This is a genomic window from Legionella nigrisilvae (assembly GCF_977063395.2).
Genome location: NZ_CDRUGZ020000021.1, coordinates 463165 through 479670 on the forward strand (window position 1 = coordinate 463165; position 16506 = coordinate 479670).

Sequence of the window (16506 nt, forward strand, 5' to 3'; positions counted from 1 at the left end):
ATAGTCCTTACCACCTAATTAAACTTTTAGGTCCGCAGAGCTCAGCTCAAATGTCGGACCACAATACTGCAAATGACAGAATCAAAGTGCACAATTTCTCAAAATTGGCTTAAAAAAGTAAGATCATTTTCAAACATCATCCGTAAATCATCTATTCCGTAATACAACATCGCCAATCTATCCATACCCATCCCAAATGCCCAACCTCGGTATTCGTCAGGAGAAATATTCACCGCTTTGAGCACATTAGGATGCACCATGCCACAACCTAAAACCTCAAGCCATCCAGTAAACTTACACGAGCGACATCCTTTACCACTGCATTGGGTACATTCGATATCAACTTCTGCAGAGGGCTCGGTGAATGGGAAATAAGAAGGTCTAAACCGCAATGCCAATTTTCGACCAAAAAAATCTGCAAATAAGTCTTGGAGCAAGCCTTTTAAACTGGCTAACGTCGCTTGCTTATCAATCAATAACCCTTCAACCTGATGGAACATGGGAGTATGGGTCAAATCCGAATCACAACGATAGACACGGCCAGGAGCAATTAAACGAAATGGTGGTTTGCGTTGTTCCATAGCACGAATTTGAACTGGAGAAGTATGAGTTCTCAATAAACGGCCATCACCAAAATAAAAAGTATCGTGCATTGCACGTGCTGGATGATGCCCAGGAATATTCAGTGCTTCGAAATTGTAAAATTCAGTTTCTATTTCTGGGCCATCAACTATATCAAAACCCATACGACTAAAAAACTCATTAATTCGATGTTTTACTTGAGTGACAGGGTGTAATGAACCACTTTCTTTCTTACGTCCTGGAAGAGTTACATCAATGCGCTCAGCTGAAAGTTTTTCTAGTAACTGCTTTTCTTTGAGTTCAAGCATCTTCGATTCAATCAATGTACTGATTTCACGCTTTGCCTGATTTACTAATTGACCTACTTTAGGTTTTTCTTCAGCAGATAAATGAGCAAGTCCTTTTAAAATTTCAGTTAGCTTGCCTTTCTTGCCTAGAAAATCCACGCGAATTGACTCTAATCCAGATACATCTTGTGCATTCTTAATTGCTTCAGAAGCCTGCTCTTGTATGGTGATGATATCCTGCATAATTATACCCACAAGTAAAAAGGAGGCCGCAGCCTCCTTAAAATAAGTTTTATCTTTTTAGCACTAATTCCAAGTATCCTAGGTTCGCTACGCTTCACCGTGTAATGCAGGTCATTAAGTGCTTTAAATAGGTTAATTTGCCAATGCGGCCTTAGCTTGTTCAGCAATTGCAGCAAAAGCTATTTTGTCATGAACAGCTAGATCAGCCAATACTTTTCTATCCAGCTCAATTGATGCTTTTTTCAATCCATCAATTAAACGGCTGTATGATAATCCGCACTCACGAGCTTGTGCATTAATACGAGTAATCCACAAGGCGCGAAATTGACGCTTTTTCTGACGTCGATCACGATAAGCATATTGACCCGCTTTAATTACTGCTTGTTTTGCCATGCGGTAGGTTCGGCTACGGGCACCGTAATAACCTTTAGCTTGGTCTAAAACTTTCTTGTGACGTGCTTTCGCTATCACCCCACGTTTAACTCTTGGCATTCTTCATTCCCCCCTTAACTACCGTGCAACATGCGTTCTGCTAAACGAGCATCGCATGGCTTCAAAGTACCAGACTCTACGCGCAAATGACGCTTCGCCTTAGTGGACTTCTTGGTGAGGATATGGTTTCTATAAGCGCCACGACGTTTAATCGCACCACTTGCTGTCTTACGGAAGCGTTTACATGCTCCGCGATGTGACTTTAACTTCGGCATAACAATATACTCCGCATTTGTTTCAGCTACTTAGTTTTTTTGGGTGATAACACCATCAGCAATTGTCTTCCTTCGCGTTTTGCGTGTTGTTCAACAACTGCAAATTCAGCGGTATCTTGCTGTAAACGCTCAAGAATCTTCATACCGAGTTCTTGATGAGCCATTTCACGACCACGAAAACGCAGCGTAATTTTGACTTTATCACCATGATTTAGGAAACGGATCAGGTTGCGTAGCTTGACCTGATAATCCCCATCTTCCGTCGTAGGACGGAATTTTAATTCTTTGACCTGAATTTGCTTTTGCTTTTTCTTCGCTTCAGCTTGTTTTTTACTCAGTTCAAAGAGAAACTTACCGTAATCCATGATACGGCATACTGGAGGCTTGGCTGTTGGGGATATTTCCACCAGATCCAATCCACCTTCTTCCGCTGCACGCAGGGCTTCACGTGTAGAGACAATTCCTGCCTGATTACCATCGACATCAATTAAGCGTACCTCAGGTACATTGATCTGTTCATTAATTCTTGCGCGATCATTTTCACGCTTAGTTGGTGCACTAATGGTTTAATCCCCCCTGCTTGTTAATTGCAATTGATCCTTTGCGAGCAATTTCTTGCGCCAAGGTATCACAAATTGTATCTATTGTCATCACACCTAAGTCTATTCCTTCACGAGAACGCACTGCGACTTGGTTTGATTCAACTTCTTTATCCCCTATCACTATGAGATAAGGTACTTTTTGTAAAGTATGTTCGCGAATTTTAAAGCCAATTTTCTCATTTCTCAAGTCATAGTTAGCGCGAATACCCTTTTTTTGTAAAATTTGGGTAACCTTTTGAGCATACTCATTCTGTTTTTCGCTAATTGTGAGTACTACCGCTTGCACTGGAGATAACCATAAAGGAAATTTTCCTGCGTAATGTTCTATCAAAATCCCCATGAAACGCTCAAAAGAGCCTAAAATAGCACGATGTAACATAACCGGAATTTGTTTGCTACCATCTTCAGCCACATAAGAAGCATCCAAACGACCTGGCATCGAAAAATCAACTTGTATCGTTCCACACTGCCAAATTCTGCCTAAACAATCAGCCAAGGAACACTCAATTTTAGGTCCATAGAAAGCTCCCTCACCTGGAGCATCAATCCATTCTATCTTGCGATCTTTCATTGCTTGCATTAATGCCGCTTCTGCTTTATCCCAGACCTCATCACTGCCAACTCGCTTTTCAGGACGTAAGGCCAGGCGATATTTAATCTCATTAAAACCAAAATCGGCATACACAGACTGAACCAGTTCGAGCATCATCGCTACTTCAGATTGGATTTGATCTTCTGTGCAGAAAATATGAGCATCGTCTTGAACCATATTACGAACACGCATCAAACCATGGAGGGCACCTGAGGGTTCACATCGATGACAATTACCAAATTCTGATAATCTTAAAGGCAAATCTCTATAACTTTTTAAACCCTGATTGAATACTTGCACATGGCATGGGCAATTCATTGGCTTAACGGCATAGTGACGATTTTCAGTTTCAGTGACAAACATCTCGTCTCTAAAATTGGCCCAATGACCTGATTTTTCCCAAAGAACCCGATCAACTAATTGTGGTGTTTTAATTTCTTGATAACCAAAATCAGCCAGACGATGTCGCATATAGCGTTCAAGCTCTTGATAAATTGTCCAACCTTTGGGATGCCAAAATACCATTCCAGGAGCAATATCCTGGAAGTGGAATAACTCTAAGCTCTTGCCTAATTTACGATGATCGCGTTTTTCAGCTTCTTCAAGACGGAATAAATAATCGGCCAAGGATTTCTTATCAGCCCATGCGGTACCATAAATACGTTGCAACATTTCGTTATTGGAGTCACCACGCCAGTAAGCACCCGCTAATTTAGTCAGCTTAAATGCCTTCAAAAATCCTGTGGAAGGAACATGGGGACCACGACAAAGATCTTCAAACTCGCCTTGCTTATACAGAGACAATACTTCATCTTTAGGAATATCAGCAATAATTTTCGCTTTGTATTCCTCGCCAATGCCTTTGAAATATGCAATTGCCTCATCACGAGGTAGTTCTCTACGTGTTACCGGGTAATTTGCCTTAGCTAATTCCATCATTTTTGCTTCGATGGACTCTAAATCTTCTGGAGTAAATGGTCTTTGAAAAGCGAAATCATAATAAAAGCCATCTTCAATAACAGGACCTATAGTGACCTGTGCGGTGGGAAAAAGACTTTTAACTGCTTGTGCTAATAGATGCGCAGTAGAGTGACGAATCACTTCAAGGCTTTCATCTTGCTTTTCTGTAAGGATTACTAAGGCGCAATCATTTTCAATAAGGAAAGAAGTATCGACTAAACGATCATTAATACGACCCGCAATAGCTGCTTTAGCTAAGCCAGGGCTTATGCTATGAGCTACATCATAGACAGTTAAAGGCGCTTCAAAATGTTTTATACTTCCATCAGGCAGTTTAATGTTTGGCATAATTTTATCCGTAAGCACTTCTTTTCAAAAAAAAGCCCTGCATGGCAGGGCTTAAACCTTAATTTAAGAGGAGTCAATTTTAAGCATCATCCCAAATGAAAGCGGGCGCTCCTGGAAAACGATTTAGTTGCATGGTAGGCACGAGTGGGATCGAACCACCGACCACCACCATGTCAAGGTGGTGCTCTACCACTGAGCTACGTGCCTATAAAACGACCTTCATACACATTGGGGTGAAGTATATAATAAGGTGATATTACAAAGCAATCATTTACCCAGAAAAAACGGATGAATCCATTGTGCGCGTGTTAAAACAACGCTACTGCCTTTTCAGGCTCCTTTTATCATTAGGTAATGGCCAGTTCACGCCGGTATAGCGGCACTTGCAATAAAAACTCGCTTATATTGTGTTTCACTACCTCTGTAAAGCTATTATTATAGGCAAATACTTTTCGTTGTCGCTCAGAGCTTGTCCCTGCATCCATAATCGCTTCAAGCGTCGAAAAATAGGTGTGATAATTGAGTTGCTCAATATAGGGTTTTAATTTCTCAAACCACTCTCGCAAATCCTCGCGCATTAATTTTGTTTTACCGTCGGTATTCATTACTAACTCAGCATCCAAGCCATGACGAATGGCCCTCCACTTATTTTCTCGAGAAAGCCAATAAGGGGGGTAAGCGACTGCTTCCAGCCAACTTCCATTATCAGCAAACCAATGGGCGAGTGCGTGAATTAAAGCTACTAGAGCTAATGTTTCTGCTAATGTTGCCGTACCATCACAAACACGAATTTCGAGCGTCCCAAAATTAGGACTTGGCCTTAAATCCCACCATAAATCTTTAAGTGATTTTATAGAGCCACAGGCTTTAAGGGTCTTATATAAATATTCAAAATCCTGCCATGAGCGGACATGATAGGGTTGACCCGCTGTGGGAAGAGCTTCATAGGTGGTTGGACGACAAGAAGATAGGCCGGTATCAATCCCTTGCCAAAAAGGGGAACTTGCAGACAAGGCTAATAAATGCGGTAAAAAATACATGAAGAAATTATTAAAGCGTATGCATTCTTCTCCACTGGACATACCTAAATGGACATGCAGTCCGTACACACTCATACGCCGAGTAAGCCATTGATTTCGATCAATTAAATCCAGATAACGGGTTGTTGGTGAGATAATCCAATCAGCATATTTAGAAAAGGGATGAGATCCCGTTGCTGCAAGTAATATTCCGAGCTTTTTTGCAGCATGTTGAAGCTCAGATATTGAAGTATATAGATCTTCTTCAACCTCTTGCACCAAGTTGCATTTAGCAGTATTTACTTCGATCGTACTTAAATAAAATTCAGGTTTAATTTTCTCATGGTGAGACATCGCATTTAAGATCTCTTCTGCTCGAGAACATAAGTTATAGGTTTCAGAATCAATAAGTTGCAGTTCAATTTCTACTCCCAAAGTCAGTATTCCGCCACTATTAAATTGAATTTCTTCTTCTGAAACGGATACAGTATCTTCGGTTTGCGTAGCCAAGGATTCTTTGAGTTGACTTTGCATAATTAATCCTTCTTTTTATTATTGATAGTTGGAATATATGTTGAAAGTCCCTCTTTGATATTTTTGAGGAGCTCTATACAGTTGCATTAAATAGTGATGTACAATAAATATACCCTTAAATATTCATATCTGTTGAAACAATTCGTACACAAATCATTTCGATACTAATGGTTAATGCGTTTAATTTCAACCTTGAATTTGTATAAGACTATCCATGAACCTTATTGAACCCAATCAAATGAATCAGAAAATTGATCTTGAAATACAATCCGAACAGCGTTCCAAAAGCATTATGCTAGCCTTACGCAAAATCATGCAGGAAATGGATTTTCATTCCAGACGATTGAATAAATGTTATGGTTTAACCGTACCGCAAATCATCTGTTTGTATGAAATTTATGAAAATGGAATTATGACTCTCTCTACTCTTTCTAAAAAAGTCTACTTATCAATGAGCACTTTGGTGGGAGTAATCGATAGGCTGGAAGAAAAAGGATTGATTCATCGTACTCGAGACAGTAAAGACCGTCGTATCATTTATATTGATATTACTGAAAAGGGAAAAGATTTTGTTCATGCCTCCCCCTATCTGCTCCATAATAGACTAAGTGAAAACCTTCGTTCTTTAGATGAACAGGAGCAAATAACCCTCGCTAATTCGATTAACTTATTAGTTAATTTATTAAAATGATCTAATCAATAAGATTTTGGATCTTCTATCCTTAAACTAAGTCGATTAATTTATAAATTTAGAGATTTTCTAATGAAAATCCGTTCAGGAACATGATAGATAGGCTCAAATGGAGGGGAACCATTCAAGCCAAAGTATGCGAGGTGAACTGCTATGAGTTATCCACCTTTTTTCTATTGGACTGATATTTGTTCCATCTAATATCACTACTTCTTTATTGGACTAAGCACCTTTCCATAGGTTTCGCTGGTATTATACTTCGTTTGTCGCATATGTCAACTTTAAGTTTCCAATAGAAATTTTTAGTTTCGTTTTTTATGTTATTTTGCATGTTTTGTTTCTATTGATTATAATTTATTTACTCATAAATTGGGACTTAATACCATGGAAAAAGTTAACCTGGCAAAACAGTTCGCGGATCGTCTGCGTGATGCCATGATCGCCGCAGGATTTAATTCGCAACGCTCTACTTCGGGTGTTTGCATTCATAAGCTAGCGGAAATTACAGGCTATTCTTTACAAATATGCCGTAAATATCTTCGCGGTGAAGCGATTCCTGATCCCCTTAAATTGGTAGAAATCGCGTCGAAACTCCATGTTTCGCCAGGATGGTTGTTATTTGGCGACTCCCATAATGCCCCGGGGATAATCCAAGACAAAGTATCCATTAGTAAAAACTTGCTTCATTATATTTTCGCCAAAGCGTCCTGTCTTTATACGGATATGCTTCCCGAACAAGAGATCGCCAATTTTTTAATTGAATTAATTCATGATGTGAGTCTGATCCATGCAGATGAAGAACAGTCTAAAAAAATTATTGATTTAGCCTTAGCTTCGCTGAAACATTTTAGCCATTCGCACGGAACCTAATCCGTTGACTTGTTGATATAGTCCCCCTTTTAAACAAAAGGGCATGACGCTTGTGACTTGGATAAGAAATTAAAATGCTCAAAAAGACAATAATGGTTTAATCTAGTTTAATTAAACCATTATTGGTCATTCCAATTTAGTCAAAGCCCATCAATTCTCAAACCTTACAATAACACCGCTTCTATTTACTGATTGCCACCGCTAGTATCTTTAGGAGCAGGGGTTTCTATTACCGGCTTTTCAACCTTGGGCGCTTCAATTTTTGGCGCCTGAACTGTTGGAGCGGTAACGTTTACATTTTCTCCAGTTCCAGTAGGGGAGGTTTCTGTTTTTGCATCTTTCTAAATAAAAAATTGGTACTTTTATTTTAGAATTTTTTCCATGCATTTTCTGTGGTCATCGAAATTAAACCCCCTCTAAATTGTAAGTTATTATGCCAAAATAGCAAATAAACAACCTACAACGTGAATTTTTCCATTACTAAGAGAATAACAAATCGAAGTTTGCTATCTTCTGGCTTTAATGCAAACAAGAACTCCGTCCCATGTATTTCACCGTTTGGCCGAATAGTGGTATCATTGCATTTTAAAAACACACAGAGTTTATATGTTACTCCACTGTCTTTTCATCATTGGTATTTGTGTTGAAGCAATCACAGGTGCATTAGCGGCCGGTCGTAAAAAAATGGATTTTTTTGGTGTTATGTTGATTGCAAGTATTGCTGCATTGGGTGGTGGTACAGTAAGAGATGCGCTCTTCAATACTTATCCCCTAACTTGGGTTATCCATCCAGAATATTTGCTTTACACATCAATATGTGCATTTCTAACTATATTTATTGCCCATTCATTAATTCGAATTATGAAAATATTTTTAATTCTTGACGCATTGGGACTATCTACTTTTGTGATTATCGGTACTCAAAAAGCACTCAATCATGGTTTATCACCCAGCATTGCTATTATTAGTGGCATGGTCACAGGGATCTGTGGAGGTATGTTACGAGATATTCTTTGCAACGATATCCCTTTAGTGTTAAGAAAAGAACTTTATGCAGTTATTGCTTTAGCTGGAGCTGTACTGTTTACGACCCTTAATTATTTTAATATCTCCGAAAACCTCAATGTGATTATTACACTCATTAGTATTTTCACTGCACGATTATTAGCCATTTTTTTCCATATTCAAATACCAATATTTGACTATTCGGAAAGTATAAAAAAGCGAAAATGAAAATCTTAATCAGCAGCGTTGGCCGGGTGAAACAAGCGGATCTGGAAATATCTTTGGGAAAGCCCGGGTTTCGCTCCGCTTCACCCAGGCTAACAAGTTCTATTACACTTCTTTAACTGTAATAATACTTACTTCTTCATCAGGTACATCGGCGTGTCCCATACGTTGCCCAGTTTTTACTTTCGCAATCGCATCAACAACATCCATCCCTTCCACTACCTCACCAAATACACAATATCCATAGCCTTGCATATGATCGCCGCTGTAGTTCAAAAATGCATTATCAGCTACATTAATAAAAAATTGCGCGGTTGCAGAATGAGGGTCCATAGTTCTTGCCATAGCAATAGATCCGCGTTTATTTGGCTTCGCATTTTTCGCTTCATTTTTTATTGGCTCGCGAGTTGATTTTTGTTTCATCTCTGAATCAAGCCCACCACCTTGAATCATAAATCCTGCAATAACACGATGAAAAATTGTATTATCGTAAAAACCACTGCGCACATAATTAAGAAAATTTTCAGCCGTAGCCGGAGTATTTTCTGTATCTAACTGTAGATGAATATCACCTTTAGATGTGCTAATTACAACCATTAATATCTCCTGTCATTTTTAAATTAATTGATGATCTTTAATATATGTAAAAAAGAATGTTTTTTACCGGATATTATTCGTTACATGACATAAATGCATAAGTGCTTTTAATTCCCACTTTCATTAATTATTAACTCACGCATTTTATCACAAACATCATGCATTACATGAACATTATGAATACTTGCCAAAGCTGTAAATAAATTCGCCTTTTGTTTTGTTAACTGATGCAAATAAGAACGAGAGTAATTACGACAAGTGTAACACATACACTGTGCCATGATTGGCGACATATCATCGGCAAAACAAGATTTTTTTATTTGAATTCGTTCATTCTCATGCTCGCTAGCAAAGCGTAACCAATTGCCGTCTCGAATCAATTCACCGCAATATAAAGATCCATGGCGAGCGTTCCGTGTTGGTGCAACACAATCGAACATATCAATTCCTTCTGCGACCACATCCAAAAGGTCTTGTGGGGACATTCCAACCCCCATGGTATATCGTGGTTTATTTTCTGGTAAATAATCATGTACCCAACGAATAACTTCCACAGTAGTTTTCATATCGAAACCAATAGTTTCACCGCCAATGGCAATTCCTTCGGTATTCATGGAAGAGATAAAATCCGCACTTTCACGGCGTAAATCTTTAAAAGTTCCTCCTTGAATTATGCCGAAAAGCGCTTGCTCATAGCCATATCGGGAAGTCGGATATTGTTGATGATAACTGATGGATTGCTTTAACCAACGATGTGTACGGGACATGATATGACTGACTTCATCTTTAGTGCAACTATCCGGCGTGCACTGATCAAAGGCCATGATAATATCTGCACCAATAATTTTTTGAGTTTCTAAAGACATCTCCGGAGTCATATGAATTAAACGCCGAGTCCCCGGTAATTGGAAATGTGCACCTTCCTCGTCAATCGTACAAATTTTTTTATTCTTGGATAAACTAAAAACTTGAAAGCCCCCACTATCCGTTAACATCGGTCCATGCCATCCCATAAAAGGATGCATCCCGCCTGCTTTTTCAATGACCTCCATACCTGGAGCACACAGCATATGATAGGTATTGCCCCCTAAAATGATTTGACTGTGGGCTTCATGCAATTCAGCAGGGGTCATATTATTTACACCCGCACGCGTACCAACCGGCATAAAAACTGGGGTAATAAATTCACCGTGAGCCGTAGTAATACGAGTCACTCGCGCTTGAGTTGAGGAGTGTTTATGTAACACTTCGCAAGAAAAGGTTTTCATCGGTTAGAAATAATTCAAAATGCCGATAATAGCTAAGTCAAACTCAGATTACCAGCATTAGCGATGTTAATAATTAAGCAATTTATGTTATCATTCGCAAAATCTATGGAAGCATGGTCCTATTCATCCACAATTCTAAAAAGGATATATGTTTATGCCCAGTTCAAATTCTAGTTTATTCATGATCGATATAGAAGGTACGGAACTTTCAGACATTGAACGGGAAATCATAAAACATCCATTAGTAGGTTCCGTAATTCTCTTCACCCGCAACTTTTCAAGTCCACAACAATTGAACTCTTTGATTGATGAAATCCGTGCAATCAATTCTAATATTTTTATAACTACCGATCATGAAGGTGGCTTTGTGCAACGCTTTTTGCGTCAGGGATTTCGTGCATTGCCCGCTCCTCGCGTTTATGGTGATATCTACGATCAGAATCCAGAAGTAGGGATCAAACTGGCAAGACAATATGGCGAAATTATGGCCAAAGACCTATTAAATTGCGGTGTAGATTTAAGCCTTGCTCCAGTTCTTGATGTTCATGATAAAAGCCTTATTATTGCCCGTTTGGATCGGGCTTTTCACCCTAATCCTGATGTAATAGCCTCTTTGGCTGGTGCTTTTATTGATGGAATGAATGCAGCAGGAATGCCAGCCGTGGCCAAACATTTTCCCGGGCACGGCTCGGTAAGTGGCGACTCACATAATACGATGCCCGTTTCTCTTGCCTCCTTAGATGAGTTAAAAACCAAAGATTTAAAACCGTTTATCGAGCTAATTAACAAGGGGCTTCTTAGTGCGATCATGCCCGCGCATGTTACCTATAAAGCAATTGATGCCAATAAGCCTGCTGGCTTTTCAACAGTTTGGTTGCAGGAAATTTTACGCCATGAATTGGAATTTACAGGGTTGATTTTAAGCGATTGTTTGAGCATGACTGGCGCAGATATTGGCAATTTAATGACTCGAACAGGGGAAGCTCTTAACGCAGGTTGTGATATGTTGATCATCTGCCACCAGCCCCGACACATATTGCTGGAATTATTGAACAAAATCAGTTTAATCCAATCTCCCGAGTCACTAGCTCGTATTGTCCACTTTAAAAATCAGATGCTTCGCTTCGCACATCCGGAAAAATATAAATCCAGTTCTTATTTAGCTACTTTAGGAACTGAATGCGAAGTGGCTAGTAGTAGCCAAAATCGGCAGTTCAATACTTCAAAAACTATTTAGGTATACACAGTCTGAAAAAAGAGGAATCCAAGATTCCGGGAATGGATAAACGACTTAACCCTAATCTTTGCTTCCTTCATACGCTCAATATTCGTGAAGCGCACTTCGTCGAGTCTGCCAAAACAAGAAACATCCCATTAACGCCATGAATAGAAAGTATAAAGCACACCAGCCTGGCATAGAGATTCCCAACATCTTCCAATTCAACTCAGCACAATCCCCACTACCCCAAAACAAAGCTTTCACTACAGTTTGCCAGGGAAAATAACGGATTAAAACATCAAGACCAGGCATACAGGCCGGTGCTTCTCCCGCAGGTAAAGATTGTAACCATAATTGACGTAAAGCAAAAAATAATCCGGCACACGAAATTATGATTTGCAACAGACTAATAATGTGCGCCTTTTTTAAAGTTCGAAAGCTTAATCCCATAACTGCCAACAACAAAAAAACACAAATGCGTTGCATGATACATAAGGGACAAGGAATAAGACCAACCACGTATTGAAAGTAAAACGAAGCAAATAATACAAACACAGTCAGCATTGCATTAAAAGTTTGAATTTTTTTATACGTAGGTTTTCTCATGATTTGGGCAACATATAGGATATAGCAGCCTTAAGATCCTCATCACTGCATTTGATACACGTTCCTTTTGCAGGCATAGCATTTAAACCTTTTATTGAAGAAGCAAGTAAATCATTTAATTCTTTTTGGGCTAATCGCGGTTTCCAATCCTCTTCGTTTCTGAATTTTGGGGCCCCCGCTAGACCGTCTCGATGGCAAACAATACAAAATTGCTGGTATGTTTCTTGTCCAAGCTCTTTGGTCTCTACCGTACTCATTGCTCTATTATCGGTCTGAGCTTCACCTTGTACAGTAACTTTTCCCACAGGTTGAATTCTTAATTGAATTTCTCGTTGCTGCGCTTCATCACTTGCATACAATACAAATGAACAACAAAACAATGACATTAAAAACTGCAACCTCATGCCCATACACCTCATGATCATAATTTAGAATGATACCTAGAAGTGAATTTTTTTTCCAGCAGGATTAAAACCAAATAAAAGGATTTTCTATCCAGGACACCCTCTTCAAATTATAATGGATCATTAAAAAAACTAAGGAGCGAAAAATGGTCCAAGCAATTCCTGATGGTTTTCATACTGTAACACCCTCTTTAACTTTTAAAGATTGTGCGAAAGCAATTGAATTTTATAAACAAGCATTTCACGCTAAAGCGTTACAAATTTTCCCATCTTTAGATGAAAAAGGCATTATGCATGCTCAGATTCAAATTGGTAACTCAATTATTATGATGGGTGATGAAATGGAAGGAGAACATTGTTCCAAAAGTGCGGAAACTCTTGGGAATTCACCAATCACACTTTTTATATATGTTTCTGATGTAGACACGTTCTTTCAACAAGCAGTTGCTGCTGGAGGTCAAATAATAATGCCGGTAGCTGACATGTTTTGGGGCGATCGTGCCGGTTTCATTAAAGATCCTTTCGGATACTCATGGATGATTGCCACGCACATCAAGGATCAAACAGTTGAAGAAAGCAGAAAAAATGCAGCGGAAGCATTCGCTTCTATGGCAAAAAAATAAGCTATAAGGATTCAAAATGTCAGACTTCCCCATGCAAGATTCTATTTTGCTTATTGCCGATCCTAAAATAATTGCCATTCCGGTGATCGAAAATCACGATCCGATGATTGATGTAATCAATCATGCTGAAATCAGCTATGGGCCGTCTCCAGAAATAGCAAATAATACGGATTACACAAAAATGCGAAAAACGGTTTATGAAAAATTAAACCAAGCTCAATCCTTGTTGCCTAAAGGATTACGTTTTTGCTTGTATGAAAGTTATCGAAGTCTGGCATTACAAAAATTCCTTTTTGAAACACGCTATGAAAAAGTTAAAAATAAACATTCCGACTGGTCATCAGAAGAAATTTTTACTGAAACAACCCGATTGGTCTCTCCGGTTATCAACTTAGATGGTTCATCAAATATCCCGCCTCATTCGACAGGCGCTGCAATTGATGTTTATTTAATCAATGAACAAGGAGAGGCAATTGATATGGGAATTCATCCTAAAGATTGGATGGAAGATTTAGATGGCTCCCTGTCATTCACGGTCTCAGAAGTTATTTCTAACGAAGCAAAACAAAATCGCCAAATCATGAGTCATGTCTTAGAAACTGTAGGCTTCGTAAATTATGGTTACGAATATTGGCATTGGTCTTATGGAGATCGATATTGGGCCTATTATAAACAAAAGTCTCATGCGCTTTACGATACTTATAAATAATCTGTCGTTTTACCTAAACTTCGAGCAAATAAGCTCATCTAGAAACCTACAAGTTAATCGACAACCCTTTGAGAATTAGGGTATATTTCAAGAGTATCAAGTTACGGATGCATTACAACAAGGAAGGGATATGACAAATACAAATGAACTATACACTCCTGGTGCTTTAAGGCGAAATTGGGGGTTGCTGTTAGGGTTAGGGATATTACTTGTTTTTCTAGGTTGTATTGGCTTGAGCATGGTCATTGGCTTAACCTTAGTAAGCATGTATTTTTTTGCTGTCTTATTAATTATTTCCGCAATCTCCCATTTTATTGATATTTTCAAACATCGGGACTGGAGTGGTATTCTCTGGCAAACCATAATTGCAGTGTTATACCTAATCGGTGCGGGTGTAGTTCTGTATGATCCTTTTTTAGCATCTACATTGATTACTGCGCTATTAGCTGGGGTTTTAATTGTTATTGGCCTCACACGAATAATTCTAGCCTTTTCTCTAAAAAACGACAAAGGGTGGGGTTGGTTATTATTTGCAGGAATTATTACCATTATTCTTGGTGTTTTAATCATCATGCAGTGGCCAATTAGTGGCTTATGGGTTATTGGGATGTTTCTTGCTATTGATATGATTGTGAATGGATGGACTTACATTTTTATCGCTCTTTCTGTGCGTGCATCTACGTAATGAACATAGTATGATACGGCATGCTCTCCAAAATGCCGTATCGTATGTATTCAAGAACCTTACGTATAGCAACCCGTCAAAGCCCTTTGGCTTTGTGGCAAGCCAATCATGTCCGGAATTTATTGTTAAATAAATGGCCGAATTTACAGATTGATTTATTACCTATGAACACCTCTGGAGATAAGTTTCTCAAGGACAAACTTCTCGCTGTTGGCGGCAAGGGTTTATTTGTCAAAGAGCTCGAAGAAGCATTGCTGGATAAAAGAGCTGACTTTGCTGTTCATTCTTCAAAAGATATGCCTGCAGAGTTTCCTGAAGGTCTCGGATTAGCGGCAATCTGCAAAAGAGATAATCCTTTTGATGTCTTTGTCAGTTATCAACATACCGATTTACAGACCTTGCCCGCACACTCAATTGTTGGAACATCAAGTCTTAGAAGACAATCTCAATTATTGGCATACAGACCAGATTTGAGTGTCAAGTCCTTACGAGGAAATATCAATACTCGTCTTGAGAAGCTCAAATCAGGGGAGTATGACGCGATTATTCTTGCTGCTGCGGGTCTTGAACGTATGGGATTTATGGATTCTATACAGGAACAACTATCAGCTCAAATCATGCTTCCTGCTTGTGGCCAAGGTGCTTTAGCTATTGAGTGTAGGGCTGACGATCATGAAATGCATGCGCTAATTACCGAACTTAATGATCCCGTATCAGCTATTTGTGTGCATGCGGAGCGAAAAGTTAATGCCTTATTGGGCGGTAATTGTCATGTCCCTTTGGCTGTTTTTTGTGTACCAATAGAGAACAACCAACTTTCTTTGCAAGCAAAAGTTCTGAGCCTTGATGGCTCACAAATGATTAAGAGCGTGCAAATTGGGCCATTGGAACAGGCAACACGCTTGGCTGAACTTTGCGCCCAATCGTTACTGGCGCAAGGAGCGGCAAACCTTCTTGCATCAGTACCAAAATGAGTAACTCACTTCACGGTTTGCGCATTTTAAATACCCGTCCACACGATCAGGCGCAGGAGCTGAGTCAGAGTATTCGCGAGGCGGGAGGAATTGTAGTCGAACTCCCAACTCTAGAGATTAAAGCGACAGACAATAATTGGCTCCAGCTATTGCCGGATTTAAAGAAAGTGGATCAAGCGATTTTCATTAGCGCCAATGCGGTTCATTACTGTTTTACTCAATTAAACAGACAACATATTAAATGGCCCTCATCAGCCCATGTCATTGCAATCGGTCAAGGTAGTGCTGCGGCACTTCAAAAATTTGGTATAAAAGTCCACGCAATTCCCAATATTCCTAACAGCGAACATTTATTAGCATTAAAAACATTAAAACAACCAGCCAATCAAAACGTGCTACTATTTAAAGGTGAAGGAGGCAGGCCACTTATCGAGGAGCAACTAATAAAACGGGAAGTGAACCTTGTTATTCTAAAAGTATATCAAAGGGTTATCCCGCAAATTAGCCCGAAATTGATCGAGTCTATATGGCGCAATGATTTAGTGGACATTATACTGTTAACAAGCGAACAGTCTCTGCATAACCTTTTTAAAATGTTTGAACAAGAGGCCCAGGAATGGCTCCGTAATAAAAAATGGCTTTTAATCAGCGAGCGCCTGGCTCAAGTTGCTTCATCGATGAGTATAAAAAATATTAAGGTTTGTAACCCTAATCATATAATGACTGCATTGTCTGATTACGTAAACAAGGATTAAC

The 16506-nt window shown here is 39.2% G+C and carries 19 protein-coding genes and 1 tRNA gene; 9 read left to right on the top strand and 11 right to left on the bottom strand.

The window, feature by feature from the left end; genetic code table 11:
* Window positions 1–98: 98 nt before the first annotated feature.
* The 7 genes from pheS to ACWTE2_RS13055 form a co-directional block, all read right to left on the bottom strand.
* Entirely contained in the window at window positions 99–1112 is a 1014-nt protein-coding gene (gene pheS / locus ACWTE2_RS13025) for a phenylalanine--tRNA ligase subunit alpha (protein WP_454785670.1), read from the bottom strand.
* A gap of 132 nt (window positions 1113–1244) precedes the next feature.
* Window positions 1245–1604 (bottom strand): 50S ribosomal protein L20, encoded by a 360-nt coding sequence (gene rplT, locus ACWTE2_RS13030; protein WP_182392388.1) that lies wholly within the window; start codon window positions 1602–1604, stop codon window positions 1245–1247.
* A 14-nt stretch (window positions 1605–1618) separates the two neighbouring features.
* Complete coding sequence (gene rpmI, locus ACWTE2_RS13035; protein WP_182392387.1) at window positions 1619–1819, bottom strand: 50S ribosomal protein L35; 201 nt, start codon at window positions 1817–1819, stop codon at window positions 1619–1621.
* A 26-nt stretch (window positions 1820–1845) separates the two neighbouring features.
* Entirely contained in the window at window positions 1846–2382 is a 537-nt protein-coding gene (gene infC / locus ACWTE2_RS13040; protein ID WP_040523000.1) for a translation initiation factor IF-3, read from the bottom strand.
* The gene (gene thrS, locus ACWTE2_RS13045) at window positions 2378–4321 is read right to left on the bottom strand and encodes a threonine--tRNA ligase (protein WP_454785671.1); all 1944 of its coding nucleotides are present in this window, start codon (window positions 4319–4321) and stop codon (window positions 2378–2380) included. The genes infC and thrS overlap by 5 nt, the downstream gene beginning before the upstream one ends.
* Before the next feature lie 132 nt (window positions 4322–4453).
* Window positions 4454–4528, bottom strand: a tRNA-Val gene (locus ACWTE2_RS13050).
* Between the two features lie 140 nt (window positions 4529–4668).
* Window positions 4669–5874, bottom strand: coding sequence for a carboxylate-amine ligase (locus tag ACWTE2_RS13055; protein WP_454785672.1), 1206 nt, complete (start codon window positions 5872–5874; stop codon window positions 4669–4671).
* A 214-nt stretch (window positions 5875–6088) separates the two neighbouring features.
* Between ACWTE2_RS13055 and ACWTE2_RS13060 the strand changes: the two genes are divergently transcribed.
* From ACWTE2_RS13060 to ACWTE2_RS13070, 3 genes are all read left to right on the top strand, one after another.
* On the top strand, window positions 6089–6565 hold the full coding sequence (locus tag ACWTE2_RS13060; protein ID WP_454785673.1) for a MarR family winged helix-turn-helix transcriptional regulator: 477 nt from the start codon (window positions 6089–6091) through the stop codon (window positions 6563–6565).
* Between the two features lie 384 nt (window positions 6566–6949).
* Window positions 6950–7435, top strand: a complete 486-nt coding sequence (locus tag ACWTE2_RS13065; protein WP_454785674.1) for a helix-turn-helix domain-containing protein — start codon at window positions 6950–6952, stop codon at window positions 7433–7435.
* A gap of 606 nt (window positions 7436–8041) precedes the next feature.
* Window positions 8042–8668: a trimeric intracellular cation channel family protein gene (locus ACWTE2_RS13070; RefSeq protein ID WP_454785675.1), complete on the top strand. Its 627-nt coding sequence runs from the start codon at window positions 8042–8044 to the stop codon at window positions 8666–8668.
* A gap of 102 nt (window positions 8669–8770) precedes the next feature.
* On the opposite strand, the gene ACWTE2_RS13075 is transcribed toward ACWTE2_RS13070, so the two are convergent.
* Together ACWTE2_RS13075 and tgt are read right to left on the bottom strand one after the other, a co-directional pair.
* Entirely contained in the window at window positions 8771–9262 is a 492-nt protein-coding gene (locus tag ACWTE2_RS13075) for a peptidylprolyl isomerase (RefSeq protein ID WP_182392381.1), read from the bottom strand.
* Between the two features lie 107 nt (window positions 9263–9369).
* Window positions 9370–10530 carry a tRNA guanosine(34) transglycosylase Tgt gene (gene tgt, locus ACWTE2_RS13080; RefSeq protein WP_454785676.1) on the bottom strand — a complete coding sequence of 387 codons (1161 nt, stop codon included), beginning with the start codon at window positions 10528–10530 and terminating at the stop codon, window positions 9370–9372.
* Between the two features lie 154 nt (window positions 10531–10684).
* On the opposite strand from tgt, the gene nagZ reads away from it, so the two are divergent.
* Complete coding sequence (nagZ, locus tag ACWTE2_RS13085; RefSeq protein ID WP_454785677.1) at window positions 10685–11767, top strand: beta-N-acetylhexosaminidase; 1083 nt, start codon at window positions 10685–10687, stop codon at window positions 11765–11767.
* An 84-nt stretch (window positions 11768–11851) separates the two neighbouring features.
* Here nagZ and ACWTE2_RS13090 read toward each other — a convergent pair whose 3' ends face one another.
* Together ACWTE2_RS13090 and ACWTE2_RS13095 are read right to left on the bottom strand one after the other, a co-directional pair.
* Entirely contained in the window at window positions 11852–12355 is a 504-nt protein-coding gene (locus tag ACWTE2_RS13090) for a disulfide bond formation protein B (RefSeq protein WP_454785678.1), read from the bottom strand.
* Complete coding sequence (locus ACWTE2_RS13095) at window positions 12352–12759, bottom strand: c-type cytochrome (RefSeq protein WP_454785679.1); 408 nt, start codon at window positions 12757–12759, stop codon at window positions 12352–12354. Before ACWTE2_RS13095 ends, ACWTE2_RS13090 begins: the two co-directional genes overlap by 4 nt.
* Before the next feature lie 146 nt (window positions 12760–12905).
* Here ACWTE2_RS13095 and ACWTE2_RS13100 point away from each other — a divergent pair, with 146 nt between their 5' ends.
* From ACWTE2_RS13100 to ACWTE2_RS13120, 5 genes are all read left to right on the top strand, one after another.
* The gene (locus ACWTE2_RS13100; protein WP_454785680.1) at window positions 12906–13382 is read left to right on the top strand and encodes a VOC family protein; all 477 of its coding nucleotides are present in this window, start codon (window positions 12906–12908) and stop codon (window positions 13380–13382) included.
* Between the two features lie 16 nt (window positions 13383–13398).
* Entirely contained in the window at window positions 13399–14091 is a 693-nt protein-coding gene (locus ACWTE2_RS13105) for a M15 family metallopeptidase (RefSeq protein WP_454785681.1), read from the top strand.
* A gap of 130 nt (window positions 14092–14221) precedes the next feature.
* Entirely contained in the window at window positions 14222–14776 is a 555-nt protein-coding gene (locus tag ACWTE2_RS13110; RefSeq protein WP_182392374.1) for an HdeD family acid-resistance protein, read from the top strand.
* 44 nt (window positions 14777–14820) lie between these two features.
* Entirely contained in the window at window positions 14821–15750 is a 930-nt protein-coding gene (hemC, locus tag ACWTE2_RS13115) for a hydroxymethylbilane synthase (protein WP_454785701.1), read from the top strand.
* A complete protein-coding gene (locus tag ACWTE2_RS13120; protein ID WP_454785682.1) occupies window positions 15747–16505 on the top strand; it encodes a uroporphyrinogen-III synthase in 759 nt (252 codons plus the stop codon). Before hemC ends, ACWTE2_RS13120 begins: the two co-directional genes overlap by 4 nt.
* Window position 16506: the final 1 nt, after the last annotated feature.

Bases quoted from the DNA above. Each gene is read 5' to 3' on its own strand.
- rplT (WP_182392388.1), bottom strand. From the start codon at position 1,604: ATGCCAAGAGTTAAACGTGGGGTGATAGCGAAAGCACGTCACAAGAAA.
- ACWTE2_RS13070 (WP_454785675.1), top strand. From the start codon at position 8,042: ATGTTACTCCACTGTCTTTTCATCATTGGTATTTGTGTTGAAGCAATC.
- ACWTE2_RS13075 (WP_182392381.1), bottom strand. From the start codon at position 9,262: ATGGTTGTAATTAGCACATCTAAAGGTGATATTCATCTACAGTTAGAT.
- ACWTE2_RS13110 (WP_182392374.1), top strand. From the start codon at position 14,222: ATGACAAATACAAATGAACTATACACTCCTGGTGCTTTAAGGCGAAAT.
- ACWTE2_RS13060 (WP_454785673.1), top strand. From the start codon at position 6,089: ATGAACCTTATTGAACCCAATCAAATGAATCAGAAAATTGATCTTGAA.
- ACWTE2_RS13095 (WP_454785679.1), bottom strand. From the start codon at position 12,759: ATGAGGTTGCAGTTTTTAATGTCATTGTTTTGTTGTTCATTTGTATTG.
- pheS (WP_454785670.1), bottom strand. From the start codon at position 1,112: ATGCAGGATATCATCACCATACAAGAGCAGGCTTCTGAAGCAATTAAG.
- ACWTE2_RS13100 (WP_454785680.1), top strand. From the start codon at position 12,906: ATGGTCCAAGCAATTCCTGATGGTTTTCATACTGTAACACCCTCTTTA.
- tgt (WP_454785676.1), bottom strand. From the start codon at position 10,530: ATGAAAACCTTTTCTTGCGAAGTGTTACATAAACACTCCTCAACTCAA.
- ACWTE2_RS13120 (WP_454785682.1), top strand. From the start codon at position 15,747: ATGAGTAACTCACTTCACGGTTTGCGCATTTTAAATACCCGTCCACAC.
- rpmI (WP_182392387.1), bottom strand. From the start codon at position 1,819: ATGCCGAAGTTAAAGTCACATCGCGGAGCATGTAAACGCTTCCGTAAG.
- ACWTE2_RS13055 (WP_454785672.1), bottom strand. From the start codon at position 5,874: ATGCAAAGTCAACTCAAAGAATCCTTGGCTACGCAAACCGAAGATACT.
- hemC (WP_454785701.1), top strand. From the start codon at position 14,821: ATGTATTCAAGAACCTTACGTATAGCAACCCGTCAAAGCCCTTTGGCT.
- nagZ (WP_454785677.1), top strand. From the start codon at position 10,685: ATGCCCAGTTCAAATTCTAGTTTATTCATGATCGATATAGAAGGTACG.
- ACWTE2_RS13065 (WP_454785674.1), top strand. From the start codon at position 6,950: ATGGAAAAAGTTAACCTGGCAAAACAGTTCGCGGATCGTCTGCGTGAT.
- ACWTE2_RS13090 (WP_454785678.1), bottom strand. From the start codon at position 12,355: ATGAGAAAACCTACGTATAAAAAAATTCAAACTTTTAATGCAATGCTG.
- thrS (WP_454785671.1), bottom strand. From the start codon at position 4,321: ATGCCAAACATTAAACTGCCTGATGGAAGTATAAAACATTTTGAAGCG.
- ACWTE2_RS13105 (WP_454785681.1), top strand. From the start codon at position 13,399: ATGTCAGACTTCCCCATGCAAGATTCTATTTTGCTTATTGCCGATCCT.